Source organism: Leifsonia xyli subsp. cynodontis (genome assembly GCF_050632205.1).
Taxonomy (GTDB): Bacteria; Actinomycetota; Actinomycetes; order Actinomycetales; family Microbacteriaceae; genus Leifsonia; species Leifsonia xyli_D.
This window is the reverse complement of sequence record NZ_CP192578.1, coordinates 2,476,357-2,502,177: the sequence shown is the minus strand read 5'-3', so window position 1 is coordinate 2,502,177 and position 25,821 is coordinate 2,476,357. Positions and strand designations below refer to the sequence as shown.

Here is a 25,821-nt window from a genome sequence, read left to right as displayed (position 1 = left end):
ATTCTCATCACGTCTCCGAGAGGTGGCCCCGCTGCGCCGGCTCGCCCGTGGCGGCCAGGATCGCTCGCTCCGTCCGATCGTCGCGACGGTGCCGTCGATCGACGCCGAACAGGTAGATGGCGTCCAGCACGCCCAGGGTGTTCGACAGCAGCAGTGTGACGAACCAGGGCTTGCTCTCGTTGCGCGCGGCGCGCCACAGCGACGCGCCCTTCCAGGCGAGGCTCCACGCGATCCCCACGCCGATGAGCGCGCGGCCGGCGGGAGCGATCTCCTGCAGCTGCCCGCGATGCCGTTCTTGCACTTTGGCTTTCATGGCTCCACTCAAGACCCGGAGGGCGTGTGCGCGAAGGGCCGAAGGTCCCGACGCGAGGGGCGGCGGGGCGGGAGGCTCGAAGCAGCAGACACGACAGGAGTCCCGATGCCCAGAGAACTGACCCGCGACGAGATCGACGACGTCCTGTCGGAACAGACGGTGGGACGCCTCGGTTTGGTCGACGGCTCGACGCCGTACGTGGTCCCCATCTCGTACGCCTACCGCGACGGCGATGTCTACGCCCACAGCGCGCAGGGCCGCAAGCTCGACGCGCTGCGTGCGCATCCGGAGATCTGCTTCGAGGTGGATGACGTGGTGAGCATCGACGAGTGGACGAGCGTCATCGCCTGGGGCACGTTCGAACAGCTTCTCGGCTCCGAGGCCCGGGAGGGGATGGACTACCTGCTGGACCGCTTCCGGCCCCTGGCCGCACCCTCCGGCAGCGAGCACCCCGGCGCGCAGATGGGGATGCGGCGCACGCTCGACATCCCGCGCCTGGACGACGACCGGAGCGGGCTCGGACGGCCGGTGAACTCGGCCGCGATCTTCCGCCTCCGGCTGCACACCATCACCGGCCGGGCGGACGGACGCTCATGACCGGCTCGCGCGTCGTCATCGGCTTCGACGGCTCGCCCTCCGCCTGGCGTGCCCTCGACTGGGCCACCCAGCGCGTCGACCGCCGCGGCGGAACGCTCGACGTCGTCGCCGGGCTGGACACCCGGCTCGGCGCCGCGGTGTTCGGCCCGCGTGCGGAGGTGACGACCGGGCTGGAGTTCGAGCTCCGTCAGGCCCAGGCCCACGTGCGGGATCGCGCGCCGGCCGTGTCGGCGGACTTCCGCTGGGTCGACGGGCCGCCCGCCGGCGCGCTGCTGCGGGCGGCGGAGGGCGCCTCCCTGCTCGTGGTGGGCACCGACCGGCGGACGGACGGGTCCGGCGCGCGGATCGGCTCGCTGCCGTTGCGGGTCGCGGCGAAGGCGGAGTGCCCGGTCGCGGTCATCCCCGACATGCCCGACGTGGAGCGGAACGTCGTCGTGGTCGGGGTGGACGAGTCGCCGTTCGGGCGGTCGGCCCTGGCGCTGGCCGTCACCGAGGCCAGCTGGCTCCGGGCCGACATCGAGGCCGTGCACGCCTGGGACGTGCCCGAGATCTTCCACCGGGCGCTCGACGAGGGCACGGACGTCGACCCTGCTTACCTCGCTCGGCAGAACGCCGTCGTCCCGGATGCGATCGCCGACGTGCCGACAGCGCACGAGGCGCCGATCACTCCGGTCGTGCTGCGGCAGAACCCCGCGTCGGCGCTGATCGAGCGGGCGCGCGGAGCCGCGCTGCTGGTCGTCGGCACCCGTGGCCGCGGGCGTTTCACGGCCGCCGTCGTGGGTTCCGTGAGCCACGACGTGCTGCTGAACCTGCCGTGCCCGGTGCTGGTGACGCCGAAGGAGTACACCTTCGTCACGCCGGATGTCGCGGCCGAGGTCTGAACCGAGGAGGCCGGCCATGGAGAGATCGAAGACGACATCGCCGGCGGTCGTCTGCGGAGTGGACGGCTCCGACGAGTCCCGCCGTGCGCTGCACGAGGCGGCCCGGCTCGCGGCGGCACTGGGCACGCACCTCGACGTCGTCATGGCGTGGCAGCACTCCACCTCCATGTACGACGCGTACTTCCCCGAACCCGAGCGCTCGCCGAAGGTCGTCGCGTACGGCACCCTGCAGAACCTGGTGGATGAGGAGTTCGGCAGCGACATCCCCGACTGGGTGCACCTGCGGGCCGAGCCCGGTCATCCCGGTTCGGTCCTCGTCGGGGCGGCGCAGGGCGCGGCGATGCTCGTGGTGGGCAGCCGCGGGGTGAGCGGACTGGCGTCGCCGTTCCTGGGGTCGGTCAGTCTGTACTGCGCGACCCAGGCGCCCTGCCCCGTGCTCGTCGTGCGCCCGGAGGGGGAGCATCACCGGCACAGGCCGGAGCAGCGGCAGCAGACGCAGTCGCCGGCCTGATCAGCCGCGGTTGCGGTGCTCGAGCTGCAGCACGGCGGCCTGGGTGCGGCGCTCGAGGCCGAGCTTGGCGAGCAGGGAGCTGACGTAGTTCTTCACGGTCTTCTCGGCCAGCCCCAGCCGCTCGCCGATCTGCCGGTTCGTGAAGCCGTCCGCGATCAGGGCCAGCACCTGGCGCTCGCGGAGGCCCAGGGAGGAGAAGCGCGGGTCGTCCGCCGGCTCGCGCAGTTGAGAGGCGACGCGGGTCGCCACGCGCGGATCGATCAGGCGCTTGCCGCGGTAGGCGGCGCGGATATCGTCGAGCAGCGAGCTGCCGCGGATGTCCTTGATGACGTACCCGTCGGCGCCGGCGATGACGGCCGCGCGCAGGGCGTCCTCGTCGTCGTAGGCGGTCAGCATCAGGCAGCGGATCTCCGGAGCCTCCTGCTTGATGCGCCGGCACACGTCGATGCCCGTCCCGTCGGGGAGCCGGACGTCGAGCACGGCCACGTCCGGTCGCACGGCGAGGATGCGGGCGCGGGCCTGGGCCGCGGTCGCCGCCTCGCCGACCACCTCCAGGTCGTCCTGGGCGTCGATCAATGCCGCGAGCCCGCGGCGGACGATCTCGTGGTCGTCGACGAGGAAGACCCGCACGGCCGCCGTCATCGGGCGCTTCCGGTCGTCGGCACCGGGAGCCGCAGCCAGACGCGGGTCCCCTGCGGCCCGGACTCCACCGAGAGGGACCCGCCGCGCTTCTCCGCCCGGTCCGTCAGGTTGCCGAGGCCGCTCCGGCGGGTGGTGTCGCCGATCCCGCGTCCATCGTCGACGACCGCGACCTCGATCTCGTCGGCCGAGGCCGAGACGGCGACGGAGGCGGTGCCCGCCTCCGCGTGACGCACGACGTTCGTCAGTCCCTCGCGGACGAAGGCGGCGATGTCGTCGGCGACGGCGGGCTCCGAGACGATGTCGACCGGTCCCGAGAAGGACACCGTGGCCGGCTCAGGCAGCGCACCGCCGATCTCCTGCACGATGTCCAGGACGCGGTGGCGGAGGCTGCGGCCGTCGCTGCGCTGATGCGACAGCGCGAAGATGGCGGTCCGGATCTCGGCGATGGCCTGATCGATGGACGTCACCGCCGCGTCGATGCGGTCGGTGAGGGCCCCCGGTCCGAGTGCGGATTCGACGCTCTGCAGCTCGATGCCGGCGCCGAAGAGCTGCTGGATGACGTGGTCGTGCAGGTCGCGGGCGATGCGGGCGCGCTCCTCCAGGAGCTGCGCGCGCTGGCGGTCGGCGCGGGCCGCGGCGAGTTCGAGGGCGAGCGAGCCCTGCCGGGCGAGGCCCGTGGCGCGCTCCACCTCGAACGGGCTGAAGCCGAGCGCTCCGGCGTCGCGGACCGCCACCAGGACCGCGGGCCGGCCGTCCGCGAGCAGGAAGGGGGCGGCGAGCGCGGGACCGGTCTGCCAGCCGTCCGGCCCGGGAGCGGCCGGGAGCGCTTCGAGGCGCGTGGGCTGCTGCCCCTCCAGGGCGCTGCGCAGCAGGTCGACGTCGGCGGCCTCCTGGGCTGCGGCCCGCGCGGGCTCCGTCACGGCGGTGATGCGGAGCGGGGCCTTGTCGGCCTCCAGTTCCAGCACGTAGACGACCCGTGCCCCGAGCAGGTCGCCGGCGCGGGTGATGAGCTCGGCCAGGGCGTCCGTCGACTCGCCGCCGAGGACGGACGCGGTCAGCTCGGCCGCCGTGGCGGTCCAGGCCTGCCGCGCGGACGACTCCGCGTACAGCCGCGCGTTGTCGATGGCGAAGCCGGCGGTCGCGGCCAGGGCCTTGACCAGCTGCTCGTCCTCGTCCGTGAAACCGCCGGACTCGGGGTCGGTCAGGTAGAGGTTGCCGTAGACCGTGTCGCGCACGGTGATGGGGACGCCGAGGAACGCGGTCATCGGCGGGTGCCCCTCGGGGAAGCCGGCGGACCGCGGGTCGTCGGCGATCGAGGGGATGCGGATGGGCCGGGGGTCGTCGATCAGCGCCCCGAGCAGCCCGTGTCCCTCGGGCAGGTGGCCGATCCGCTCGACGTCCTCCGGCGGCATGCCGACGTGGATGAACTGCTCCAGTCCGCCGCCCTCCGCGATGACGCCGAGGGCTCCGTAGTGGGCGCCGACGAGGTCGAGAGCGGCCTCGACGATGGTCCGGAGCACGGTGGCGAGGTCGAGGTGCGAGACGACCGCACGGTTGGCCCCGACGAGCGCCCGGAGGCGGCCCTGCGTCTGCATCACGCGGCTGGCCTGCTCCACGAGCTGCGCCAGGGCGTTGTCCAACTCCGCCCGGGGGCCGTCCGGGAACGTGATCGGCTCGTCGCCCTGCATCGCATCCCTTCCGGGTGCCGTCGTGCCGACGGCCGGAGGTGGGTCCTCTTGGGCGCGATTGTACCCCAGGGGGCCATTCCGAGAATGGGGAGGATCAGCCGCCCACGCGGGTCTCCGGGCCCACGATCACGGTGGGCGCGGCCAGGTGCAGCACCACGCCGTGGGACACGGACCCGAGCCAGGTGCGCTCCCATCCGGTCAGCCTCCGGCTGCCCACGACGAGCAGCCGCGCGCGCTCGGAGCCGGCGGCCAGCCCGGCGACGGGGTGGCGCCGGAGGAGCACCGGCTCGACCGTCAGGTCGGGGTAGGCGGCGCGGATGCGCTGCACCTGGTCGTCCAGCAGCTGCTGGTGCGCGAGCTGCTGCGAGTCCACGAACTCGTCGTCGGGCACGACCAGGGGTTCGTCGGCGAGCGGCTCCTGCCAGCAGTGCACCACCGTCAGCGGCTCGCCGAGGGCGGTGGCCTCGGCCGCCGCGAACTCCAGGGCGCGGGCGGCGATCTCCGAGCCGTCGACTCCGGCCACCACGCCCGACCGTGTCCGGGCGGCGTCCTCATCCTCGGTCGGCACGATGGCGACCGGGCCGGAGGCCGTGGTCGCGAGTCGCGCCCCGAGCGACCAGCCGTAGCGCATGCGCGGCGCTGTGCGGCGGGAGGTGCCGACGACGACGAGCGTGTCGGGCCGGGTCTGCTCCGAGAGCACGTCGAGCGGGTCGCCGACCAGCAGGGCGCTGGCGGAGACCGCCGACGGATCGGTGGCCGCGATGTGGTCGAGACGCGCGGCCAGCCGCTGCTCCTCCTGGACGGACGCCCGCTCGAGCGCCGCCGGGTCGCCTTCGAACAGCGCCCGGTCGATCACGTCGAACACCTCGATCGTGGTGCCGGTGTCGCGCGACCGGCGCAGGGCCCAGTCCAGGGCGGCCTCCGACGCGTCGGAGCCGTTCCAGCAGGTGACCGTTCGCTCGAGCATCGTTCTCTCCTCATTCCGGGGGTCGATCCGGAGGACCAGGGATCCGCGGGCCCGGCCCTCGCGGAGGTCGGCGATGGCGGAGCCGAGCGCCTCGAACGGGACGGCGGTCACCGTCGGCCGTAGCCGGAGATTACCCGCCAGGGCCAGGAAGCGGGCGCCGTCGGCGCGCGTGTTCGCGGTCACCGTCCGCAGGTCGCGTTCGCGGAAGAGGCTGTCGGAGTACGACAGGGAGGGGATGTCGGACATCTCGATGCCCGCGAGCACCACCGTCCCACCGCTCCGCGTCGCGCGCAGCGCCACCGGCACCAGGCCGCCCGCGGGGGCGAACACGATCGCCGCATCCAACGGCTCCGGAGGTGCGTCGGCCTCCCCGCCGACGAACGCGGCGCCCAGCTCGCGCGCCAGCGACCGGTTCTGCTCGCCGCGTGTCATGGCGAACACCCGCGCGCCGGATGCGAGCGCCAGCTGGGCGGTCACGTGCGCGCTGGAGCCGAATCCGTACAGGCCGAGCGTGCCGCCGGGCGGGAGGTTCGCGCGTTCCAGCGCACGGAAGCCGATGATGCCGGCGCACAGCAGGGGAGCCGTCTCGAGCGGGTCGGCGCCGTCGTCGAGCGGATAGACGAACGCCGCGGGGGCGGTCAGCAGCTCGGCGAAGCCGCCGTCGGCATTGCACCCCGTGTACTCCGAGTCGGCGCATAGGTTCTCCGCCCCGCTGCGGCAGAACTCGCACTGGCCGCAGGTGCGGCGCAGCCAGGCGACCCCGACGCGATCGCCGACGGACGGATGGCGCACCGCGCCGCCGACCGCCTCCACCCGGCCGATCGCCTGGTGGCCGGGGACGACCTGGGCGCGGTGGACGGGGATCTCGTGGTCGACGACGTGCAGGTCCGTGCGGCAGATCCCGCACACCTCGACCCGCACCAGCACCTCGTCCGGCTGCGGTTCGGGCACGGCGAGCTGCACCGGCTCGAGCCCGCCCGGGCTGCCGGTGGTGCGCCAGGCGCGCATGACGCTCATCCCTCGCCCTCCTTCCCCTCGAAGTCAACCGGTGCGGCACCACCGTGCCGGGGGTCATAGGTCCCGCGGGACCTAGGACCTTTCCCGCCGGTCGCGGCGAACGCAGACTGCGATCGGAGGTGGTCATGAACATCCGCAGGTTCATCGTCGGGGTGGACGGGTCCGTGCCCGGGCGCGCAGCGGTCCGATGGTCGATCGCGCACGCACGCGACCATGGGGCCGAGGTTACGCTCATCCATGTCGCCGACGACGAGTGGGGGTCATCGGATCCCAGCTGATCGACGAGGTGGACGACGGCGCGCAGAGACGACTGGACGACGAGCTCGCCTACGCCCACTCGCTGGCCGGGCATGTGCCGGTCACCGGCGAACTGCTCAGGGGCAGCCCGATGACCGCGCTCGCCGCCTTCAGCGACACCGACGTCATGCTCGTCGTCGGAACCCACAAGACGGGGTTCCACTACGGGCGCGCGTTCGGCTCGCGCAGCCTCCAGCTGGCGAACCTCGCGGTGGGCCCGGTGGCCGTCGTCCCCGAGAGCGAGTCGCGGCTGCGCCGCGGCGTCGTCGTCGGCGTGGACGACTCGCCCGCCGGTTACGCCGCCCTCGACCTCGCCGCCGACCTCGCCTGCGACCATCAGTGCGAGCTGGTCGCGGTCCGTTCCTCCAGCACCGCCGTGCTGCTCGACATCGGCCGGCACGAGGATGAGCCCGACTGGCAGTCCAAGCGCGACGATCAGGCCCGCACACTGCTGGCCTCCGCTGCGGCGCGCGCCCGGCAGCGGCAGCCGGGCATCACGATCCGGAGCCGCGTCGTCCGGCGGCCGCCGGGCACCGCGCTCAACGAAGTGGCTCGCGGCGCCGAGCTGCTGGTGATCGGCGACTCCCGCAAGGAGCAGCCGCAGCTGGGCGGCCTGGGCGGTGTTGCGTACGACGTCCTGCTCAATCTGTCGTCCCCCACGATCGTGGTCCATGCGCCGCAGGCGAGCGTGACGGTTCCGCCGCACGCGAAAGGAGAGAGCCATGCCATCGGATGAGCCGGTGCAGGAGCTGACCCGCGACGAATGCCGCGAGGTCCTGAAGCGGGGGACGCTGGGCCGGCTGGCGACAGCCGCCGGCGGGGAGCCGGACATCTTCCCGGTCAACTACTACTCGGACGGCGACAGCATCCTGATCCGCACGGCGCCCGGCACGAAGCTCCTGGAGCTGACCGTGCACAGCGCCGTGGCCTTCGAGACCGACGGCTACACGGATGACGAAGCCTGGAGCGTGATCGCGCACGGCCGCGCCCGCCAGCTCGAACACCAGGCCGAGATCGACGAGGCCGACACGGCACCGCTGCAGCCCTGGATCCCCACCCTCAAGTACCGCTACGTTCACATCGATATCGACACCATGACGGGCCGGCGCTTCCAGCGCTCGCCCGAGCCGGACCGCTGGTAGCAGCCAGGAAGGACGCACCGCATGTCAGACAAGGACACCGCACCGGGCACCGGGACGGATTCGAGCGACCGCATCCACCCGGGCGGCCGCATCGTGGTGGGGGTGGACGGCTCCGCCTCCTCGCTCTCCGCTCTGCGGCGGGGAGCCCGGATCGCCGAGCAGCTGGGCTGCACTCTCGTCGGTGTCACGGTGTGGGAGTTCCCGCAGTCATGGCCGGGCTACGTGATGGAGGGCTGGTCGCCCGAGGCGGACGCCTACGCGATCGCGGAGCAGGCTGCCGGCGAGGTCTTCGGCGGCTCCGTGCCGGACTGGTACTCGACCGTCATCCGCAGCGGTTCCGCCGCGCGGCAGCTGATCGCCGAGTCCGAGGGCGCCGAGATGCTGATCGTCGGCAGCCGGGGCCTGGGCGGGTTCACCGGCCTGCTCCTCGGATCGGTGTCGCGGTCGTGCGTGGAGCATGCGGACTGCCCGGTGCTCGTCATCCACGACGCCGAAGGCGCCGGACGGCGCTGAGAGGGCGAAGATGACGTACGCGATCCTGGTGGCGGTGGACGGCGAGGCCGGGCACCGGGCGGCCCTCGACTGGGCCGCCGCGCGCGCGGCGCGTGACGGCGCGCGCCTGCGGCTGGTCCACGTGGTCGAGCGCGCCTGGGGCGATGCGCACGATGAGCCGGGAACCCTGCTGGAGCTCGCCGCGGGCACCCTGCTCGACGAGGAGAAGCGGGTCGCCGTGCAGCGGATCCGAGAGGCGGCCGCCAGGCGCGTCGCCGTCGGCTCCACGGCGGGGGAAGCCGAGCCTCCGCAGCTCGAGGTCACCACGGGCATGCTCTACGGCCACGTCGCTCGGGAGCTCGCCGCCGCGGCGACGGATGCGGACCTGCTGGTGATCGGCACCCCGTCGGAGGCCGAGCGCGCCCACGCGTTCATCGGCTCCCTCGCGGTCCGGGTGGCTGCGGCGGTCGACTGCACGGTCGTCGCGGTGCCGCACGGCTGGAGCGGCGAGGGCAAGGGCGTGGTGGTCGGCGTGGACGGCGACCTGCCGTCCGAGGCGGCCGTCGCCTTCGCGAGCGACGAGGCCGCCGCGCTCCGCGAGCCGCTGACCATCGTCTGCGCCGGGTACCTGGCCAACCCGCTCCTGACCGGTCTGGTTCCGGAGATCTCCGTCGCGGATGCACGTGAGCGCATCGTGGCCCGGGCGGCCGCGCAGGCGCGCGCCGCGCATCCCGGGCTCGTCGTCTTCACCGAGGTGGTGGAGACCTCGGCCGCGCGGGGGATCGTCGCCGAGAGCGACGGATCGCACCTGCTCGTGATCGGCACGCACAACCGGCGCGGCGCCAAGCGGGTGATGCTGGGTTCGGTCGGCCATGACGTGCTCCTGAACGCGCGCACCCCGATCGCCGTCGTGCGCGGGCTGTCGGCCGACGCCCCATCGACCGCGCTGTGATCGACTCCCAGCCGGCGACGGCGGAGTTGCGCCCGAGCCCGGTCCGGCAGGCGGCGGCGCAGACCGCCGCGGAGGTGCTCTCCGGCCTCTCCTCCTCGGCCGACGGCATCACCGAGGAGGAGGCCGCCGCGCGAGCCGAGCGCTTCGGGCCGAACGCTGTCCGCGGTCACCGCGCACGGCCCGGCCGGGTGCTCCTGCGTCAACTGCGCAGCCCCATCCTGCTGCTGCTCTTCGTGACCGCCGCCGTGTCGGCGTTCCTCGGCCAGGGGGTGGATGCGGTGGTCATCGCGGTCATCCTCGTCATCAGCGTCGGGCTGGGCTTCCTCAACGAGTTCCGCGCCGAGCGCGCGGCCGACGCGCTGCACGACCGGTTGCGGCACACGGTCGTCGTCGTCCGCGGCGGCGCCCGGCGCGCCATCGACGTCACCGACCTCGTGCCCGGCGACGTGGTCGCCGTGTCCGTCGGAACGGTCGTGCCGGCCGACCTGCGGCTGATCGAGACGTCGGACCTGGAGTGCGACGAGAGCATCGTCACGGGCGAGGCCGCCGCCGTCCGCAAGTCCACGGCTCCGGTCGGGCCGGGAGCCGGGCTCGGCGATCTGACCTCGTGCGCCCTGATGGGCACGGTCGTCCACGGCGGAGGGGGCGCCGGCGTGGTGGTCGCGATCGCCGGTGAGACCGAGTTCGGCCGCATCGCGGTCGGTCTCGGCGCGGACGAGCCGCAGACCGAGTTCCAGCGCGGGCTGGGCCGCTTCTCCGTCTTCCTGCTCGGCGTGGCGCTCGCGCTGACGACGGTCATCTTCCTGGCTGCGCTGCTGCTGGGGCGGCCGCCGATCGAGTCGCTGCTGTTCTCGCTCGCGATCGCGGTGGGCATCACACCGCAGCTGCTGCCCGCCGTGGTGAGCACGAGCCTCGCCTCCGGCTCCCGGGCGCTCGCCCGCCACCGGGTGCTGGTGAAGCGGATGGTGTGCATCGAGGACCTCGGCGACCTCGACCTCCTGGTCACCGACAAGACCGGCACGCTGACCACCGGGCGCGTGGCCTTCGACCGCGCCGTCCCGGTGGCGGGCGGGGACGCGCCCGATGAGCTCCTGCTCCTCGGCCTGCTCGCGACCGAGGTCGACCCGGCCGCGCCGCAGGCCGTCGGGCTGAACCCGATGGATGCCGCCCTCTGGGATGCGCGCTCGGCCGTGGCGTCGCAGCTGACCGGCTACCGCCGGCTCGCGATCCGCCCGTTCGACCACGAGCGCCGTCGGTGCGCGGCGCTGGTGGAGACCTCGGGGCCGGACGCCCTGCTCGTCATCAAGGGCGCCCCGGAGTCCGTGCTGCCCCTGTGCGGCGGGGCGAGCGCGGCCGCCGCAGACGCGCTGGAGGGGCTGTACGCGGCGGGAGCCCGGGTGGTCGCGGTCGCCTCCCGGCCGGCTCCGGCGGCGGCGGACATCGGCGACGAGGCGGGGCAGGGGCTCGTCCTGCGCGGGTTCCTGACCTTCACCGACGGCGTGAAGCCCGACGCGGCCGCATCGCTGGCCCGGCTGGAAGGCCTGGGCGTCGAGGTCAAGGTGGCCACGGGCGACAGCGCGGTGGTCGCCGAGCGCGTCTGCGCGGAGCTCGGGATGCCCAACCGAGGCACCCTCACCGGCGACGCCGTCGACGCACTGAGCGATCCCGACCTGGTGGCCGCCGCGCGCGGCGCCTCGGTGTTCGCCCGCGTCTCGCCCGAGCAGAAGGCGCGCATCATCCGCGCACTGCGGAGCAAAGGCCGCGCGGTCGGCTTCCTCGGCGACGGCGTCAACGACGCCCTGGCGCTGCACAGCGCGGATGTGGGCATCTCGGTCGACTCCGCCGTCGACGTGGCGAAGGACGCGGCCGACGTGCTGCTGCTCGAGAAGGACCTCGACGTGCTCGCCGACGGGGTCACGGAGGGGCGGCGCATCTTCGCCAACACCATCAAGTACGTGCTCATGGGCACGTCGAGCAACTTCGGCAACATGTTCAGCGCCTCCATCGCCTCGCTGGTGCTGCCGTTCCTGCCGATGCTCCCCGGCCAGATCCTGCTGAACAACCTGCTGTACGACTCCAGCCAGCTCGCCCTGCCGACCGACCACGTCGATCCCGAGCAGCTCCGCGCCCCGGCGCGCTGGGACATCGGCGCGATCCGCCGCTTCATGCTGCTGTTCGGGCCGATCAGCTCGCTGTTCGACTTCGCGACCTTCGGGCTGATGCTGTTCGCCCTGCAGGCCGCTCCGCCCGAGTTCCGCTCCGGCTGGTTCATCGAGTCCATCGCGACCCAGACGCTCATCGTGTTCGCCATCCGGACCCGGCGGGTGCCATTCCTCCGCAGCCGGCCCTCGCTGCCGCTCACCGTGTGCGTGCTCTCGGTGGTGGCGGTGGGCACCTGGCTGCCGTACTCGCCGCTGGCCGGCGTGCTCGGCTTCTCGCCGCTCCCGGCGGTGTTCCTGCTCGCGCTGGTCGGGATGGTGCTGGCCTACCTGCTCCTCGTCGAGGCGGCGAAGGCGTTCTACTACGCGCGCCTCGTGACCGCGCCCGCCGTCCCCGTCCGCCGCCGCTCGTACCGCCATCGCGTCGCGCGGCGCGCCTCCCGGTTCACCGCGCGATCGCCGCGGGCACGCTGACGGTCTCGCCGAGTTCGGCGATCCGGGCCGTCCAGCCGAGGGCGCGCTCGATCAGCAGGCGGAGGTGGTCGGCCGCATCCGGCTCGCCGTGGGTCAGGAATACGCTGCCGGGCGGCGTGGCGGCCGTGCCCATCCAGTCGACGATCTGACGGGAGTCGGCGTGCGCCGACAGCATGTCGAGCACGTGCACCTGCGCACGGATCGGCACATCCCGCCCGTGGATGCGGAGCACGCGCTCGCCGCGCTGGAGCGCCGCACCGCGCGTGCCGCCGGCCTGGAACCCGGTCAGCACGATGGCGTTGTGCGGGTCGCCGCCGTACGCATCGATGTGGTGCAGGATGCGCCCGCCCTCCAGCATCCCGCTGGCGGAGATGATGACCGCCGGCCCGCCGCGCAGGTTGAGCAGTTTCGACTCGTCGACAGTACGCACGAGGGTCGCCAGCCGGTACATCGCCGCGAATTCGTCGGCGGACAGCCGGTGCTCCTCGGGGTGCCGCGCGTAGATCTCCGACGCGTCCACCGCCATCGGGCTGTTCAGGAAGACCGGCACGTCGGGGATGAGGTCGCGCGCGCGGAGCCGGCTCAGGTGCAGCAGCAGCGTCTCCGCGCGGCCGACCGCGAAGGCGGGCAGGAGCACCACGCCGCCGTGGCGGCACACGTCCGTGACGATCCTCCCGAGCATCGCCTGGGCGTCCACCTGCGGGTGCGTCCGGTTGCCGTAGGTGGATTCGGAGACCAGCAGGTCGGTGGCCTCGAGCGGTGCGGGCGGACGCATCAGCGGGTCGTCGACCCGGCCGAGGTCCCCCGTGAAGTGCACCCGGGCATCCCCGGCCGAGACCGCGACCTGCGCCGCCCCGAGGATGTGGCCGGCCGGCGTGAAGCGCACGGTCAGCTCCCCGAGCGTGAACTCCTGCTCGAAGGGATGCGGGACGAAGCGCTCCAAGGCGGCGAACGCGTCCTGCTCGGTGTAGAGCGGGAGCGGTGGCGAGTGCCGCGAGGTGTGGTGGCGGCCGCGGAAGTCGGCCTGCTCCTCCAGCAGCCGCCCGCTGTCCGGGAGGACGAGCCGGCTCAGCTCGGCCGTGCCGGCGGTCGCGTGGATGCGGCCGCGGAACCCGTCGCGGACCAAGGCCGGCAGGTATCCGGTGTGGTCGAGGTGCGCGTGGCTGACCACGACGGCGTCGATGCTCGCGGGGTCGACCGGGAACGGCCGCCAGTTGCGCTCCCGCAGCTGCTTGTAGCCCTGGAACAGGCCGCAGTCGACGAAGATGCGCGTGCTGCCGGACTCCACCAGGTAGCGGGAACCCGTCACCGTGTCGGTCGCGCCGAGGAAACGGACCGTCGTGCTCACGGGGCGACCGTGGTCGCGCGCCGGAAGAGGCCCAGGCCGAGGAGCACCAGGCCCAGTTCGGCGAGCCCGGCGAGGAAGTAGATCGCCTGCAGCACGCTGAACGGGATGAAGACCATCTGCACGAAGATCCAGATCAGGAGTCCGAACGCGGCGACCGTCGCGGCGAAGGCTCCGGCCGCCGATCCGCGCCCGACGAGCACCGCGGCGAGCAGTTGGGTGCCGCCGACGATGACCGCCAGGATGACGCCGGGGGCCACGTACGAGGTGAACGGGCTGCCGCCGAGGTAGGCGTTGGGCGGGACGGCGCCGCTGCCATCCCCCGCCGTGGCGGCCCCGATGATCAGGGCGAGCCCGCCGGCGACGGCCGTCAGCCCGACGGCCGCGGTCAGTATGGCGAGCGTGATGCGGATCCAGCGCTTCATCGGTCCTCCGAACTCTCGGCTTCAGGATGCGCGCCCGGTCTCCCTGCTGATCAGGGCCGAAAGGCCCATCGCCGCGCTCCCCGGCGGGACAGACTGGGGTCATATGACCTCCGACCACGCTCCCACCCGGCTCTCGCGCATCGCCGCTGCGGCGATGCGGTACTGGGTCATCACCCTCACCCTCGGGGTCGGCGTGCTCGCCGCGCTGCTCGCGGCCGCGGGCCTGACCACGGTCGCCGCCTGGCTGGCGGGAGGGTACGCGCTCATCGTCGCGGCCGCTTACGCCGTGCGGATGCTGCGCACCATCCGGGCGGGCGGCCTCGGAGTGGATCTGCTGGCGGTGGTCGCGATCGCGGCGACCGTCCTCGTCGGCGAGGTGATCGCCTCGTTGATCGTGGTCCTGATGCTCGCCGGCGGAGAGGCCCTCGAGGACTACGCGGACCGGCGTGCCCGGCGCGAGCTGGATGCGCTGCTCAGCCGCGATCCGCGCTCCGCCCACCGCTACTCCGACGCGGGCGATGTGGTCGAGGAGGTCCCGATCGCCGAGGTCGCCGTCGGGGATGTGCTGCTGGTGCGTCCGTCGGAGGTCGTACCGGTGGACGGGGAGTTGCTCAGCGAGGTCGCCGCGCTCGACCTGTCCTCGATCACCGGCGAGAGCCTGCCCGTCGAGCGGCACGCCGGCGACGAGGTCCTCAGCGGGAGCGTCAACGGCGCCGACGCCCTGCGCATCCGGGCGACGGCGCTCGCCGCGAACAGCCAGTACCAGCAGATCATCGCCCTGGTCGCCGCGGCGTCGCGCAGCAAGGCGCGGGTGGTGCGGCTGGCCGATCGGTTCGCGGTCCCGTTCACCGCCTTCTCCTTGCTGCTCGGCGGCGTCGCCTGGTTCGTGAGCGGGGACCCCGTGCGGTTCGCCGAGGTGCTCGTGCTCGCCACCCCGTGCCCGCTGCTGATCGCGGCGCCGGTCGCCTTCATCGGCGGAATGAGCCGCTCGGCGCATTCGGGCATCATCGTGCGCAACGGCGGGGTGTTCGAGAAGCTGGCCCGCGCCCGCTCCATGGTGTTCGACAAGACCGGCACGCTCACCACAGGGCGGCCGGTGCTGCGCGAGCTGCGGCCCGCGCCCGGGTTCGACGCCGAGGAGCTGCTCGTCCTCACCGCGAGCGCCGAGCAGTACTCCTCCCACGTGCTCGCCGCCTCGGTGGTCGACGCCGCTGCGGCGCGCTCGCTCGCGCTGCGTCCGGTGGGCTCGGCGGAGGAGCGCGCGACGGACGGCGTGCTCGCGGAGGTCGAGGGCCGCCGGGTCGCGGTCGGGAAGCGCTCGTTCGTCCGCTCCTTCGCACCCGATACCCCGCGCGAGAGCATCGGCCCGGGCGAGCTGGCCGTCTACGTCGCGGTGGACGATCGGTACGCCGGCGCCCTGATCGAGCGCGACCCGCCGCGGGCGAATGCGGCGGCCACGCTTCGTGAGCTTCAGGAGCTGGGCATCCAGGATGTCGAGCTACTGACCGGCGACGCGGAGGAGACCGCGGCGGGCGTCGCGGCCGAACTCGGCATCGCCCGCTACCGCTCCGAGTGCCTGCCGGCCGACAAGGTCGCTCGCGTCGCGGCCATCCGCGAGCGGCCGGTCGTCATGGTCGGCGACGGGGTCAACGACGCGCCTGTTCTGGCGAGCGCGGACGTCGGGGTGGCGATGGGCGCGAAGGGCGCGACGGCCGCCAGCGAATCCGCCGACGTCGTGGTGCTGGTCGACGACATCGGGCTCGTCGCCGGCGCCGTGCACATCGCGCGGCGGACCGTGCGCATCGCGCTGCAGAGCATCTGGCTGGGGATCGGCGCCTCCGTCGTGCTCATGTGCGTCGCCGCGTTCGGGGTCATCCCCGCGATCGTCGGCGCGATACTCCAAGAGCTCGTGGACGTGGCGACCATCGTGGCCTCGCTCCGTGCCGCGCGGCCGCCCCGCGCAGCCGCCGGGGGAGCGCCCGGACACGACATGACCAAAGTCCCTACGCGGGCGTAGGGAAACCGGCGACACTCGTAGAGCGGAGAACCTGGCCGCGGCGTCGAGACCATGGGGCGGTACGACGCGAACGGTCAGGTCCGTCGGCTCCGGCCCGGCACGGACGGGATGCGCCGGCGGCGGCCCGCGCCGTCTCGGGGGAGGGGCGCGGGCCGCTCATCGCGCATGCGCCTTCATCGCGCATCCGGAGCCTGGGTGTGAGCCCGCCGGACCACGACCCGGACCGCCAGCGCCGACGCGACAACGCTGATCAGCGCACCCAGCAGCAGGGCGGCTCCCTCGCCGGGGAGCAGTCCGCCCGCCTGCAGCCCGAGCGCGACCGCCGCGACCGGCACACCCAGCTGCCCGGCGGAGACGACCGCCTGCGGCCAGGGCAGGCCGGCCGCCCGCGACACCGCGTGCGCGAACACCGCCGCGGCGCCCAGCGCCACGCCGAGCAGTGCCATGGCGGGATGCGCGCCCAGCTCCCGCAGATCGAGGGACGCACCGAGCCAGACGAAGAACAGCGGGCCGAAGAACCCCTCCGTCATCCCGAACAGCTGCCGCGACAGCCGATGCGGCTCGCCGACCGCCGACAGCACCAGGCCGAGCGCGAAGCCGGCGAGCAGGATCGAGAGCTGGGCCGCCTGCGCGATCGCGGCGAAGACGAAGAGCACGAGCATGCTCAGCCGCAGCTCCAGCGCGAACCGGCGGCGCTCGGAGTAGTGGTGGATGCGCCGGCGCACGTCGGTCCGGCCCAGCCGGATCAGGACGAACGCGAGGGCTGTCGCGACGACGGCGATCACGAGGGCGCCGATCACCGACGCCCCCGCATGCTCCGGCGCCACCGCGAACGGGAGCGCGATGATGCAGACGAGGTCGGCGACGGCGATCTGCGAGATGAGCTGGCCGAGCGACGCGGTGCCGAGCCCGGTGGACACCAGCCCGACCGACCCGAGCATGGGCAGGATGACGGCGGCCGACGACGACGCGAGCACGACGGCGTAGACCGCGGTGTGCTGCGTGCCGAAGACGGCGGCCAGGAGCGCCGCGAGCGCGGTCGCGGCCACTCCGACGAGCACCGCGCCCACGATCCCGCGGCCTGCGGACGCTGAGAGCAGGCGCGGATCGCGGAGCGGGATCTGCGAGCCCACCACCACCATGGTCAGCCCGAAACCGATGGTCGCCAGCAGCCGGAACCCGTCCTGCTGCGGGTCCACGAGCCTCAGGCCGGTGTCGCCGATCAGGAGCCCTCCGGCGAGCTCGCCGACCACGACCGGGATCCGCCAGACCGCTCGCGCCGAGAGCAGGGGCCCGAGCAGCGCGACCGCCACGACCAGGGCGAGGGAGGCGGCCGTCACGGTTTCAGGATGGGCCATCCCCGCTCGCCCGGGCAAGTGCGGGGCTGGGGCGATCGATAGCTGTTTGTCAGCCACCACTCACGCCACGTAAGAATCCATCAAGAATCCGCGGCCACAGTGGAGCTATCGGATACGGGAGGTGCGAACCATGGCCACACTGGCACGCGGTAAGAGGATCGCCGTCTGGCTGACGGGACTGATCGGTGCGGGCAGCCTGGCCGTCACGGGCGTCATGTCGGGCTTCCTGCTCGGGACGACCCACACGGCGTCGGGCACCGCGCCGACCTCTCCCGCGGCCCCGTCCGCGCCGTCGACGAGCGCGCCCGCTCCGCAGGAGCAGGGCGACGACGACTCCGAGTCGCCGGCGGCCCCGGCGGCCCCCGCGCCCGCGCCGGCCGCACCCCAGGCTCCGGTGCAGCCGAGCCAGGGAGGTCAGAGCAGTGGCACCTCGTCCGGCTCCTGAACTGACCGCCGCCCGCGACGAGTGGACGGTGTGGAGCGTCGCCGCCTCGCTCGTCGTCGACGACCCGGGCGCCCTTCCCGCGGCACGCGCCGTCGTGGATGAGGTCATCCGAGAGATCGGGGACGCCTGCGACCGCTTCCGTCCCGACTCCGAGCTGTCCCGTCTCGGCGGTACCTCCGCCGCCGAGGCGGGCGTTCGCGTCTCGCCCCTGCTGGCCGAACTCGTTGCGACCGCCCTGTCGGTGGCTGCCGACACCGACGGCAGCGTCGATCCGACCCTCGGGCTCGACCTCGCCGGCTGGGGCTACGACCGCGACGTCGAGCTCCTTCCCGCGGAGGTCCGGCCGGCCTCCGGCGTGAGCGTGACGGTCTCGACCGCCGTGCGGCCGCCGCGCTGGATGGACGTCGCGGTCGAGGACGGAATCCTCACCGTTCCGTCGGACCTGCGGCTCGACCTCGGCGCGACGGCGAAGGCCTTCGCGGTCGACCGCGCGGCCGCCCGCATCGCGGCCGAGGTCGGCACCGGAGTGCTCGTCTCCCTCGGCGGCGACATCGCGACCGCCGGCCCGACGCGGCGCGGAGGATGGGAGGTGCTCGTCCGTGACCTCGAGGGCGATCCGGCCCAGCAGGTGTTCCTGCCCGACGGCTCGGCCATCGCCACCTCCAGCACGCAGAAGCGCCGCTGGGCCCGCGACGGCCGCGTCCACCAGCACATCCTGGACCCCGGGTTCGGCACGCCGGTCATCCCGGCGTGGCGGTCGGCGACGGTCGCCGCTGCCGACTGCGTGGCGGCGAACGCCCTGAGCACCGCCGCCATCGTGCGCGGCCGCCAGGCCCCGCGCTGGCTCGCCGAGCGCGGCGCGGCCGCCCGCCTCGTCGACCTGGAGGGACGCGTCGTGACGACCGCCGCTTGGCCCGACCCGGAGGAGACGGCACCGTGAGCGAGGTGCTGTGGGCGTTCGGGAGGGCGAGCGGTGTGGTGTCGCTGCTGCTCTTCACCGCGAGCGTGCTCCTCGGCATCCTGACCCGCTCGGGACGGCCGCTGCCCGGTCTGCCGCGCTTCTCCGTCTCGCTGGTGCACCGCAATGTGTCCCTGCTCGCCGTGGTCTTCCTGGTGCTGCACGTCGGGACGCTGCTGTTCGACTCCTACGCCAAGCTCAACCCGATCGACCTCGTCGTGCCGTTCCTCGGCTCCTTCCAACCGTTCTGGCAGGGGCTCGGGACGGTGGCGTTCGACCTGGTGGTGGCCATCGTGCTCACCGGTCTGCTGCGGCGCCGCATCGGCCAGCGGGTGTTCCGGTTCATCCACTGGTTCACCTACGCGATGTGGCCGATCGCCGTGCTGCACGCGATCGGCAACGGCACCAACGGCACCAGCGGCTGGTTCCTGGTGCTCGTCGCCGGCTCGGCGCTGCTCGTGCTGATCGCCGTGATCTGGCGGGTGTCGAGCGGTTTCGAAGAGTACGCACGCACGCGCCGGCTCGCCGAGGCGTACAAGGAGGGCACACGATGACGATGACGAGCGACCCCGTGACCGCTCAGGAGGGGCACGCCCCGGTGGGAGAGGCGCGACTGCTGGCCGCCGGCGCGGAGGCCACGCTGGCGTCGCACCTGAGCACGTTCGGACCGCTGCCGGCACGCCAGCCGCGGGCGATGATCCGGGAGCTCGAGGCGTCCGGCCTCACGGGCCGCGGCGGCGCCGCCTTCCCGGTCTGGCGCAAGCTGGAGGCGGCCGTCGAGACGGCGGCGGCCCGGCGTCGCGGGCGCGCGCCTGTCCTGATCGCCAACGGCTCCGAGGGCGAGCCGCTGAGCTGGAAGGACGCGGTCCTGCTGCAGAACGCCCCGCACCTCGTCCTCGACGGGATGCTCACCGCCGCGCGCGCGATCGGGGCGACCGACCTCGTCCTCATGGTGCACGCCGACGCCCTCACCCGGGTCGAGCGGGCGATCGCCGAGCGGCAGGACGCGCGCGGCGTCGCCGTCGTGGAGGCCGCCGACAGCTTCATCTCGGGCGAGGCGAGTGCGGTGGTGAACGCCCTCCAGAACGACGATCCCCGCCCCACCGACCGCACCGTGCGGCTGACCGAGTCCGGCCTGCGCGGGCGCCCGACCGTCGTGCAGAACGTGGAGACGCTCGCGCACGTCGGACTCATCGCCCGCTACGGCGCGGCCTGGTTCCGTTCCGTGGGCGACGCATCCGACCCCGGAACCCGGCTGCTCACCGTGACCGGCGACGTGCCGCGCCGCGGAGTCTTTGAACTGCGCACCGGGGCGACGATCGAGGAGGCGCTCGCCGTCGCCGGGGCGGACGGCCGCTCCGCGTCGGCGGCCCTCATCGGCGGCTACCACGGCGCCTGGGTGCCGTCCCGCTCCTTCCGCGAGCCGCTCACCGCAGCCGGGCTCGCCCGGTTCGGCGCGCAGCCGGGCGCCGGCGTGATCCACATCGTGGGCGACCACCGCTGCGGACTGGAGGCGACCGCGCGCATCGTCGAGTACCTGGCCGGTCAGACCGCCAACCAGTGCGGGCCGTGCATGTTCGGCCTCCCGACGATGGCGGCGCGCTTCGACGCGCTCGCGCGGGGGCCGGCGCCCGCGAGAACGCGGGCGAGCTGCTCCGGCTGTCGGACCTGGTCGTCGGCCGTGGGGCCTGCCACCACCCCGACGGCACCGTCCGCCTGATCCGGAGCGCCCTGCAGACGTTCGGCCGCGACGTGCACGCGCACGCCGACGGCCGGTGCACGAGGAGGCCGTCATGACCCGGCAGTCGGGACAGGCCGACCGGCTGCACATCGACTGGACCCGCTGCGAGGGGCGCGGGCTGTGCGCCGAGATCCTCGATCGCGCGCTCGGTCGCGACGACTGGGGTTACCCGGTGGTGCTGCGCGGCGATCCCGAGCGGCGCACCGACCTCGACCTGCGGCCGGACGAAGCGGAGGCCGCGGAGCAGGCGGTCGCCCTCTGCCCGGTCGCCGCGCTTCGGATCGTCCGGGCCGGGGGCCGCTGAGAGCGCCGCGCTGGAGCAGCGCGCGTCAGTTCGCGTTCGCGGCCGCCTCGCGGAGCAGGGCCGCCGAGCGGCGCACATCCTCGACCATGGAGCGCTCCGGTTGCAGCTCGGCGGGATGCCAGAGCTCGAGGCCCAGCCATCCGTCGTACCCGGAGGCGACGGCCGTGCGCACGATCGCGGGCACGTCGAGGTCGCCCTCGCTGAGGTCCTCGGTGGGCACCTGTCCGCGCATGTTCCGGAAGTGGAAGGCGAAGACGCGCTGCGGATGCTCGCGCACCCAGGCGAGCGGGTCGTGCCCGGCGAACCAGGCCCATCCGGTGTCGACACACAGCCCCACCGCCGGGTCGGCGTGCGTCAGCACGGAGTCGAGGTCGAGCTGCGCCTCGTCGAACGTGTGCGCGTGGTTGTGCAGCGAGACGCGCAATCCGAGCGGCGCCACCAGCCCGGCGATGCGGGTCAGGTTCTCGCCCTGCCGCCGGGCGCCGTCGACCGACTTGGCGGCGGGGTGGTCCCAGTCGGCCTGGTCGGCGTTGAGGATCAGCTCGGATCCGCCCGCCGCGGCGAGCCGCTCGGCCACCGGGAGCACGGCGCGGTCCGTGTCGAGGGCGTCCCACGGCAGGTGCAGCGGCAGCCCGACGTACGACGACGAGACCGCGAGCCCCACGCTGCGCGCGACGGCGAGCTTGTGCGGCTCCGGGTCGGTCTCGACCGCGTCGACGCCCGACTCGGCGCAGGCGCCGTACAGGGACTCCCAGTCCCACTCCACGCCGTCGCGCGCGAAGCGCTCCATCCAGCCGTAGAGGGCGGTCGTGACGCCCCGGATCACGCGTCGGCTCCCGCGCGGGCCGTCGCGCCGAACGGGATGGTCGCCGGGTCACCGGTCGCCGCCACCTCGTAGAGCGAGCGGATGGTGCGGAAGGACTGCACCGCATCCCGCCCCAGGAGCGCCCGGCTGGGCCGGCCCCGGACGGCGTCGACGAAGTGCTTCAGCGGGTAGTCGAAGATCGTGAACGGGGCCCGCGGCTCCGGCTCCGCGATCCGCTCGACCGGTCCGTCGCCATCGTCGGTGCGTACGACCACGTCGGCCTGCGAGTCGAACGGAGCCCAGCGCACCGAGCCCAGGGTGCCCTCCAGCTCGGCGCGGAAGACCTCCTCGCCGTGCGTTCCCGAAGCGCGCTGGAAGTCGACCACCAGGCCGCCCGCGGGGCGGTGCAGGATGAGCGACGCGACCGCCGCGGTCTCGACGTCGAACACCGTGTCCACGGGGTCGGCGCTCGTCACCGGCCGGGAGGTGGCGGCCGCCGTGACGGAGATGCGCTCGGGAGCGAAGAGGTCGGTGAGGGTCGACAGGTCGTACGGACCCCAGTCCATCAGCACGCCGCCGCCGCTCTTCGACCGGTCGAGGAACCATCGGCTCGCCGGCTGGTACTCGATGCCGGAACGGCTGCGGGCCCACTTGTTGACCCAGCTCAGGTGGTACACGTCGCCCAGCACGCCGGACTCCATGACGCGCCTGACCGTCTCGGTGTGCGGCAGGCCGCGGAAGCGCACGCTGCAGCAGCCCAGCAGCCGGCCCGCGGCGTCCGCCGCCTCCAGCATCCGGTCGGCTTCGTCGGTGGACATCGCGAGCGGCTTCTCGCAGAGCACGTGGCGACCGGAGGCGAACGCCTGCAGCGTCGGCTCGAGGTGCGCGAACGGCGGGGTCGCCACGATCACGATGTCGTCGTCGCGAGCGGGCTCGGCCAGCATCGCCGCCGCATCCGGGAAACGCGGGATGTCGGGATACGCCTCGCCGAAGTCGGCCAGCATCGCGGCGCCGACGTCTGCGACGCGGAACTCGATCGGTTCCTCGAGGGTCGCCGCCGCCTCCACATGGGTCCGGGCGATGACGCCCGCTCCGACCAGATAGACCCTCATCGCCGTCTCGCTCTCCTTCGTGCGGGTAGGTGTGTGGGAACGTTACCACACCGCCTCCCGCCGGATGCGATCGAGCGCTTGCGCCATCCCGTCGGCGAGCACCCGCGCCGGCGGCACGTGCGCGCCGTCGGTCTGGATGCTGATCCGGAAGCGGCCCGCGTACGAGACGGCAAGGGCGCCGACGCGGACATTGCCGGAGAGCAGCGCGATCGGCCATGCGGCGACGAGTTCAGCGCCGCCGAGCCGGAAGGTCTGCTTCGGCCCCGTCAACTCGGAGGCGATGGCGGCGATGGCGCGCTGGCGCCGGGCGAAGCGCATCAGCAGGCGGGCGGCGCGGGGGCTGCGCATGAAGCGGAACGTCCCGGCGCTGCGCGCCCGGACCTTCTCGGAGCGCGTCACGGCCGCCACCCGGGCGACGGCGCCGGCCGGGTCGTCGCCCGCTGCCGCCACCGGCACCTCGACGAGCATGACCCCGGTGGCGTTCCCCGCGCCCTCGTGCCGGGCGAGCCGCACGGGGCTGGAGACCGGGACCGTCTCGGGCAGCGACTCGCCCGCCGCCTCGAGCAAGGCCCGGATCCCCTGCCCGAAGGCGGCGAGGTAGGCGTCGTTGAGCGTGCCGCCCGCGCGTCGTGCGCCGTCGTGCAGGCTCGCCAGGTCGAGGTCAAGGAACGCGATATCGCGCGTCGGCCCGAGCGGCCCGAGCAGGATGCGGGAATGCACGCTCCGGCGGAAGACGGCGACCGTCTGCACCGCGATATCGGCCGCAGCCCGGGGAGAGACCTCCGCGCGTGCGGCGTCGGCGTCGGCTCTGACGGCCGACGGACGGGCCCCGCGGCCGCTCCGGCCGGGTCCGCGTCCGGGTCGGCCAGCGCGCCGATCAGCGCCTCCGCGCCCAGCCCGTCCGCCACCGCGTGATGCAGCCGGAAGATCACTCCGCACCGGCGCTCCGCCGCCCGGGGCACGAGCAGGAGCTCCCAGAGCGGGCCGCCGGCGGCGAGCGGCGTCATGACCACCCGCGCGCAGGTCCGCTCGAACACGGTCGCGTCGGGCCGCGCGGGGTCGGCGGCCTCCGGCTCGATGACGCGGATGTGCTCCGTGAGGTCCGGGGCCGCGTTCTGCCACGTCCATCCGCTGCCCACCCGCTGCGGGAACCGTCGCAGGGCGGCCACCCGTTCGATGCGAGGGGCGAGTGCGTCCCGCAGGGCGGCCGCATCCGGGATGCCGCCGCCGTCGACGAACCCGCCGGGGGCGAGCAGTCCGGCGAGCGTCACGACATTGGGCTGGCCGCGCTCCAGAGCCAGGTTGGCCGCATCCACGGCCGCCATCGGCGTCGACCCGGACTGCGCGCGCACCGCTGCTCCCCGAGCGTCACGTCGGTTCCGGCCGTGCGTCCGGCGAGCCCGAGGGCGCCGCTCGGCTCGGCTCGCCCTCCGGCACCGCCTTCGGGAGGTTCCGCGAGAAGAAGAGCGCGCCGAACGAGATCAGCGCCAGCGTGGCGAACGAGAGCCGGAGGGCGGCGAGCTGCGACTCCGAGTAGAGGTGCTGCAGGGTGCTGCTGTCCTCCGACGAGAGTCCGTACTGCGACGCGATGTGCGGCACCTCGGCGACCGGCACGACGCCGACGCCGTTCTGCGTCTCCTTCTGCACCTGCGCCTGGACGTCCTGCGGCAGTGCGCTGGCGGCCACGCCCCCGGCGAACGATGTCGAGAGGGCGGCGATCATCACCGAACCGACCAGTGCCGTCCCGAGCGAGGAGCCGAGGTTCTGGAAGACGCCCTGGATGCCGCCGGCCTCGCTCAGCTGCTCCGGTCCGACGGCCGACATCGTCACGTTGCCGAGCTGGGAGGCCAGCAGGCCGAGGGCCGCGCCGGCGACGAACATGCCGACGCCGAAGCTCCAGCTGTCCAGCTGCGGGTCCACCGCGCCGAGCAGCACCAGGCTGGCACCGACGAGTGCGAGCTGGCCGATCCGCGCGATTCGTCGCGGCGCCACGCGCTTGGCGAGCACCGTTCCGAGGATGGAGAACAGCACGAGCGCGATGGAGAGCGGGAAGATCCGCAGCCCGGTGCTGAGCGCGTCGAGGCCCAGCGTCAACTGCAGGTAGATGGGCACCACGAAGAACAGTCCGGCCGTCACGGTGTACTGCAGACCGAGGCTCCCCACGCCCGCGCGCAGGCGGCTGATGCGGAGCAGGCCCGGGTCGAGCAGGGGAGCCCGTCCGCGGTCGATCAGGGCGTGCTGCCGCAGGAAGAACAGCCAGAGCACGACGGCGCCCCCGGCCACCAGGTACGGGACGGGCGAGAGGCCGAGCACCGCGACGTCCGTCGTCGGCAGCAGCCAGCCCCAGGTCTTCGTCTGCAGCAGCCCGAAGACGACGAGCACCAGGCCCAGGGCCGAGAGCAGGACCGAGAGCGCGTCGATCCGGACCCGCTCCCGCTCCCCGCTGTCGCGCACCAGCCGGTTGAACAGCAGCACGACCGCCATGATGACCACCTCGCCGGCGAACACGTAGCGCCAGCTCGCGTAGGTGGTGAGGAAGCCGCCGATCAGCGGGCCGACGGCGACCGCGACGCCCGACGCCGCACCGATCACCGCGAACGCCGTCACTCGCGCGTGGCCGGTGTAGTTGTCGGCGATGAGGGCGGCGATCGCGGGGATGACCAGCACGGCGCCCAGCCCCTCGACGACGGACCAGCCGAGGAACAGCACCACGATGTTCGGGCTGATCGCAGTCGTCCCGGAGCCGACGGCGTAGACGATGGACCCGATGACGAGTGCGCGCCGCCGGCCCCAGATGTCGCCGAGCTTGGCGCCGAGCAGCATGAACGCCGCCATCGTGAGCGTGTAGAAGGTGATCGTCGTCTGCATGGCGGTGATCGTCGTATCCAGGTCCTTGACCACGGTCGAGATCGACACGTTCATGACCGTGCTGTCGAGGACCATCACGAACTGGGCGGCGCCGAGCACCGTCACCGCACCCCACGATTGCGCCATCCCGACCCTCCCGCCGACACGCGGAGGCTAACACCGGGATGCCCGGACGGGGGAGTGGCGGGTTTCGGGTCGAAGGACCCTAGTGCCGGAATGGCCGGATGCGGTTCCGTGGGATCACAGGCCGAACAGCTCCGGAGGAACCACCATGACATACCAGCCGGCCGCAGCGGGGGCAGCCCGTACCC

The 25,821-nt window shown here is 73.5% G+C and carries 28 protein-coding genes; 16 read left to right on the top strand and 12 right to left on the bottom strand.

The genetic code is table 11. The annotated features are described in order from the left end of the window. Positions 1–7: 7 nt before the first annotated feature. Positions 8–313: a DUF5652 family protein gene (locus tag ACQ86M_RS12435; protein ID WP_431218975.1), complete on the bottom strand. Its 306-nt coding sequence runs from the start codon at positions 311–313 to the stop codon at positions 8–10. 105 nt (positions 314–418) lie between these two features. On the opposite strand from ACQ86M_RS12435, the gene ACQ86M_RS12430 reads away from it, so the two are divergent. From ACQ86M_RS12430 to ACQ86M_RS12420, 3 genes are read left to right on the top strand one after another with little or no spacing between them, the layout of a single operon-like run. Beyond that, entirely contained in the window at positions 419–910 is a 492-nt protein-coding gene (locus ACQ86M_RS12430) for a pyridoxamine 5'-phosphate oxidase family protein (RefSeq protein WP_431245675.1), read from the top strand. After that, positions 907–1,791 carry a universal stress protein gene (locus ACQ86M_RS12425; protein ID WP_431245674.1) on the top strand — a complete coding sequence of 295 codons (885 nt, stop codon included), beginning with the start codon at positions 907–909 and terminating at the stop codon, positions 1,789–1,791. Before ACQ86M_RS12430 ends, ACQ86M_RS12425 begins: the two co-directional genes overlap by 4 nt. A gap of 16 nt (positions 1,792–1,807) precedes the next feature. Beyond that, positions 1,808–2,302 (top strand): universal stress protein, encoded by a 495-nt coding sequence (locus ACQ86M_RS12420; protein WP_431245673.1) that lies wholly within the window; start codon positions 1,808–1,810, stop codon positions 2,300–2,302. Here ACQ86M_RS12420 and ACQ86M_RS12415 read toward each other — a convergent pair whose 3' ends face one another. From ACQ86M_RS12415 to ACQ86M_RS12405, 3 genes are all read right to left on the bottom strand, one after another. After that, entirely contained in the window at positions 2,303–2,944 is a 642-nt protein-coding gene (locus ACQ86M_RS12415) for a response regulator (protein WP_431218971.1), read from the bottom strand. Next, positions 2,941–4,632: a GAF domain-containing sensor histidine kinase gene (locus tag ACQ86M_RS12410; protein ID WP_431245672.1), complete on the bottom strand. Its 1,692-nt coding sequence runs from the start codon at positions 4,630–4,632 to the stop codon at positions 2,941–2,943. The genes ACQ86M_RS12415 and ACQ86M_RS12410 overlap by 4 nt, the downstream gene beginning before the upstream one ends. A 94-nt stretch (positions 4,633–4,726) precedes the next feature. Next, a complete protein-coding gene (locus tag ACQ86M_RS12405; RefSeq protein ID WP_431245671.1) occupies positions 4,727–6,616 on the bottom strand; it encodes a zinc-binding alcohol dehydrogenase family protein in 1,890 nt (629 codons plus the stop codon). Positions 6,617–6,741: 125 nt separating this feature from the next. Here ACQ86M_RS12405 and ACQ86M_RS12400 point away from each other — a divergent pair, with 125 nt between their 5' ends. From ACQ86M_RS12400 to mgtA, 6 genes are read left to right on the top strand one after another with little or no spacing between them, the layout of a single operon-like run. Next, complete coding sequence (locus tag ACQ86M_RS12400) at positions 6,742–6,894, top strand: universal stress protein (RefSeq protein WP_431245670.1); 153 nt, start codon at positions 6,742–6,744, stop codon at positions 6,892–6,894. Further along, positions 6,870–7,649 (top strand): universal stress protein, encoded by a 780-nt coding sequence (locus ACQ86M_RS12395; protein ID WP_431245669.1) that lies wholly within the window; start codon positions 6,870–6,872, stop codon positions 7,647–7,649. Before ACQ86M_RS12400 ends, ACQ86M_RS12395 begins: the two co-directional genes overlap by 25 nt. Next, entirely contained in the window at positions 7,636–8,055 is a 420-nt protein-coding gene (locus ACQ86M_RS12390) for a pyridoxamine 5'-phosphate oxidase family protein (RefSeq protein WP_431218967.1), read from the top strand. The genes ACQ86M_RS12395 and ACQ86M_RS12390 overlap by 14 nt, the downstream gene beginning before the upstream one ends. Before the next feature lie 21 nt (positions 8,056–8,076). Further along, positions 8,077–8,568 carry a universal stress protein gene (locus tag ACQ86M_RS12385; RefSeq protein ID WP_431245668.1) on the top strand — a complete coding sequence of 164 codons (492 nt, stop codon included), beginning with the start codon at positions 8,077–8,079 and terminating at the stop codon, positions 8,566–8,568. 10 nt (positions 8,569–8,578) lie between these two features. Continuing rightward, positions 8,579–9,499 carry a universal stress protein gene (locus tag ACQ86M_RS12380; RefSeq protein ID WP_431245667.1) on the top strand — a complete coding sequence of 307 codons (921 nt, stop codon included), beginning with the start codon at positions 8,579–8,581 and terminating at the stop codon, positions 9,497–9,499. After that, positions 9,496–12,132 (top strand): magnesium-translocating P-type ATPase, encoded by a 2,637-nt coding sequence (mgtA, locus tag ACQ86M_RS12375; protein WP_431245666.1) that lies wholly within the window; start codon positions 9,496–9,498, stop codon positions 12,130–12,132. The genes ACQ86M_RS12380 and mgtA overlap by 4 nt, the downstream gene beginning before the upstream one ends. Here the strand turns inward: mgtA and ACQ86M_RS12370 are convergent. Continuing rightward, positions 12,104–13,480 (bottom strand): MBL fold metallo-hydrolase RNA specificity domain-containing protein, encoded by a 1,377-nt coding sequence (locus tag ACQ86M_RS12370; RefSeq protein WP_431245665.1) that lies wholly within the window; start codon positions 13,478–13,480, stop codon positions 12,104–12,106. The two genes, mgtA and ACQ86M_RS12370, sit on opposite strands and share 29 nt — an antisense overlap. After that, positions 13,477–13,902 (bottom strand): hypothetical protein, encoded by a 426-nt coding sequence (locus ACQ86M_RS12365; RefSeq protein ID WP_431245664.1) that lies wholly within the window; start codon positions 13,900–13,902, stop codon positions 13,477–13,479. The genes ACQ86M_RS12370 and ACQ86M_RS12365 overlap by 4 nt, the downstream gene beginning before the upstream one ends. 103 nt (positions 13,903–14,005) lie before the next feature. Between ACQ86M_RS12365 and ACQ86M_RS12360 the strand changes: the two genes are divergently transcribed. Then, positions 14,006–15,919 carry a heavy metal translocating P-type ATPase gene (locus ACQ86M_RS12360; protein ID WP_431245663.1) on the top strand — a complete coding sequence of 638 codons (1,914 nt, stop codon included), beginning with the start codon at positions 14,006–14,008 and terminating at the stop codon, positions 15,917–15,919. A 173-nt stretch (positions 15,920–16,092) separates the two neighbouring features. Here ACQ86M_RS12360 and ACQ86M_RS12355 read toward each other — a convergent pair whose 3' ends face one another. Further along, positions 16,093–17,259 (bottom strand): cation:proton antiporter, encoded by a 1,167-nt coding sequence (locus ACQ86M_RS12355; RefSeq protein WP_431218959.1) that lies wholly within the window; start codon positions 17,257–17,259, stop codon positions 16,093–16,095. A 148-nt stretch (positions 17,260–17,407) separates the two neighbouring features. On the opposite strand from ACQ86M_RS12355, the gene ACQ86M_RS12350 reads away from it, so the two are divergent. Genes ACQ86M_RS12350 through ACQ86M_RS12325 form a run of 6 tightly spaced genes read left to right on the top strand, consistent with a single transcriptional unit; the run spans position 17,408 to position 20,725 of the window. After that, positions 17,408–17,722 (top strand): hypothetical protein, encoded by a 315-nt coding sequence (locus tag ACQ86M_RS12350; RefSeq protein ID WP_431218958.1) that lies wholly within the window; start codon positions 17,408–17,410, stop codon positions 17,720–17,722. Further along, on the top strand, positions 17,700–18,662 hold the full coding sequence (locus ACQ86M_RS12345) for an FAD:protein FMN transferase (RefSeq protein ID WP_431245662.1): 963 nt from the start codon (positions 17,700–17,702) through the stop codon (positions 18,660–18,662). The genes ACQ86M_RS12350 and ACQ86M_RS12345 overlap by 23 nt, the downstream gene beginning before the upstream one ends. Then, positions 18,659–19,234 (top strand): ferric reductase-like transmembrane domain-containing protein, encoded by a 576-nt coding sequence (locus ACQ86M_RS12340; protein WP_431245661.1) that lies wholly within the window; start codon positions 18,659–18,661, stop codon positions 19,232–19,234. Before ACQ86M_RS12345 ends, ACQ86M_RS12340 begins: the two co-directional genes overlap by 4 nt. Next, on the top strand, positions 19,231–20,400 hold the full coding sequence (locus tag ACQ86M_RS12335) for an NADH-ubiquinone oxidoreductase-F iron-sulfur binding region domain-containing protein (RefSeq protein ID WP_431245660.1): 1,170 nt from the start codon (positions 19,231–19,233) through the stop codon (positions 20,398–20,400). The genes ACQ86M_RS12340 and ACQ86M_RS12335 overlap by 4 nt, the downstream gene beginning before the upstream one ends. Next, on the top strand, positions 20,331–20,477 hold the full coding sequence (locus ACQ86M_RS12330; protein ID WP_431247885.1) for a hypothetical protein: 147 nt from the start codon (positions 20,331–20,333) through the stop codon (positions 20,475–20,477). The genes ACQ86M_RS12335 and ACQ86M_RS12330 overlap by 70 nt, the downstream gene beginning before the upstream one ends. Continuing rightward, on the top strand, positions 20,474–20,725 hold the full coding sequence (locus ACQ86M_RS12325; RefSeq protein WP_431218954.1) for a ferredoxin: 252 nt from the start codon (positions 20,474–20,476) through the stop codon (positions 20,723–20,725). Before ACQ86M_RS12330 ends, ACQ86M_RS12325 begins: the two co-directional genes overlap by 4 nt. Positions 20,726–20,750: 25 nt before the next feature. Here the strand turns inward: ACQ86M_RS12325 and ACQ86M_RS12320 are convergent, their stop codons facing one another. From ACQ86M_RS12320 to ACQ86M_RS12300, 5 genes are read right to left on the bottom strand one after another with little or no spacing between them, the layout of a single operon-like run. Next, positions 20,751–21,551: a sugar phosphate isomerase/epimerase family protein gene (locus ACQ86M_RS12320; protein WP_431245659.1), complete on the bottom strand. Its 801-nt coding sequence runs from the start codon at positions 21,549–21,551 to the stop codon at positions 20,751–20,753. Continuing rightward, positions 21,548–22,642: a Gfo/Idh/MocA family protein gene (locus tag ACQ86M_RS12315; protein WP_431245658.1), complete on the bottom strand. Its 1,095-nt coding sequence runs from the start codon at positions 22,640–22,642 to the stop codon at positions 21,548–21,550. Before ACQ86M_RS12315 ends, ACQ86M_RS12320 begins: the two co-directional genes overlap by 4 nt. 42 nt (positions 22,643–22,684) lie before the next feature. Continuing rightward, positions 22,685–23,155, bottom strand: coding sequence for a WS/DGAT domain-containing protein (locus tag ACQ86M_RS12310; protein ID WP_431245657.1), 471 nt, complete (start codon positions 23,153–23,155; stop codon positions 22,685–22,687). Continuing rightward, on the bottom strand, positions 23,038–23,967 hold the full coding sequence (locus ACQ86M_RS12305) for a wax ester/triacylglycerol synthase domain-containing protein (protein ID WP_431247884.1): 930 nt from the start codon (positions 23,965–23,967) through the stop codon (positions 23,038–23,040). The genes ACQ86M_RS12310 and ACQ86M_RS12305 overlap by 118 nt, the downstream gene beginning before the upstream one ends. A gap of 43 nt (positions 23,968–24,010) precedes the next feature. Then, positions 24,011–25,636 (bottom strand): MFS transporter, encoded by a 1,626-nt coding sequence (locus ACQ86M_RS12300; RefSeq protein ID WP_431245656.1) that lies wholly within the window; start codon positions 25,634–25,636, stop codon positions 24,011–24,013. Positions 25,637–25,821 lie beyond the last annotated feature (185 nt).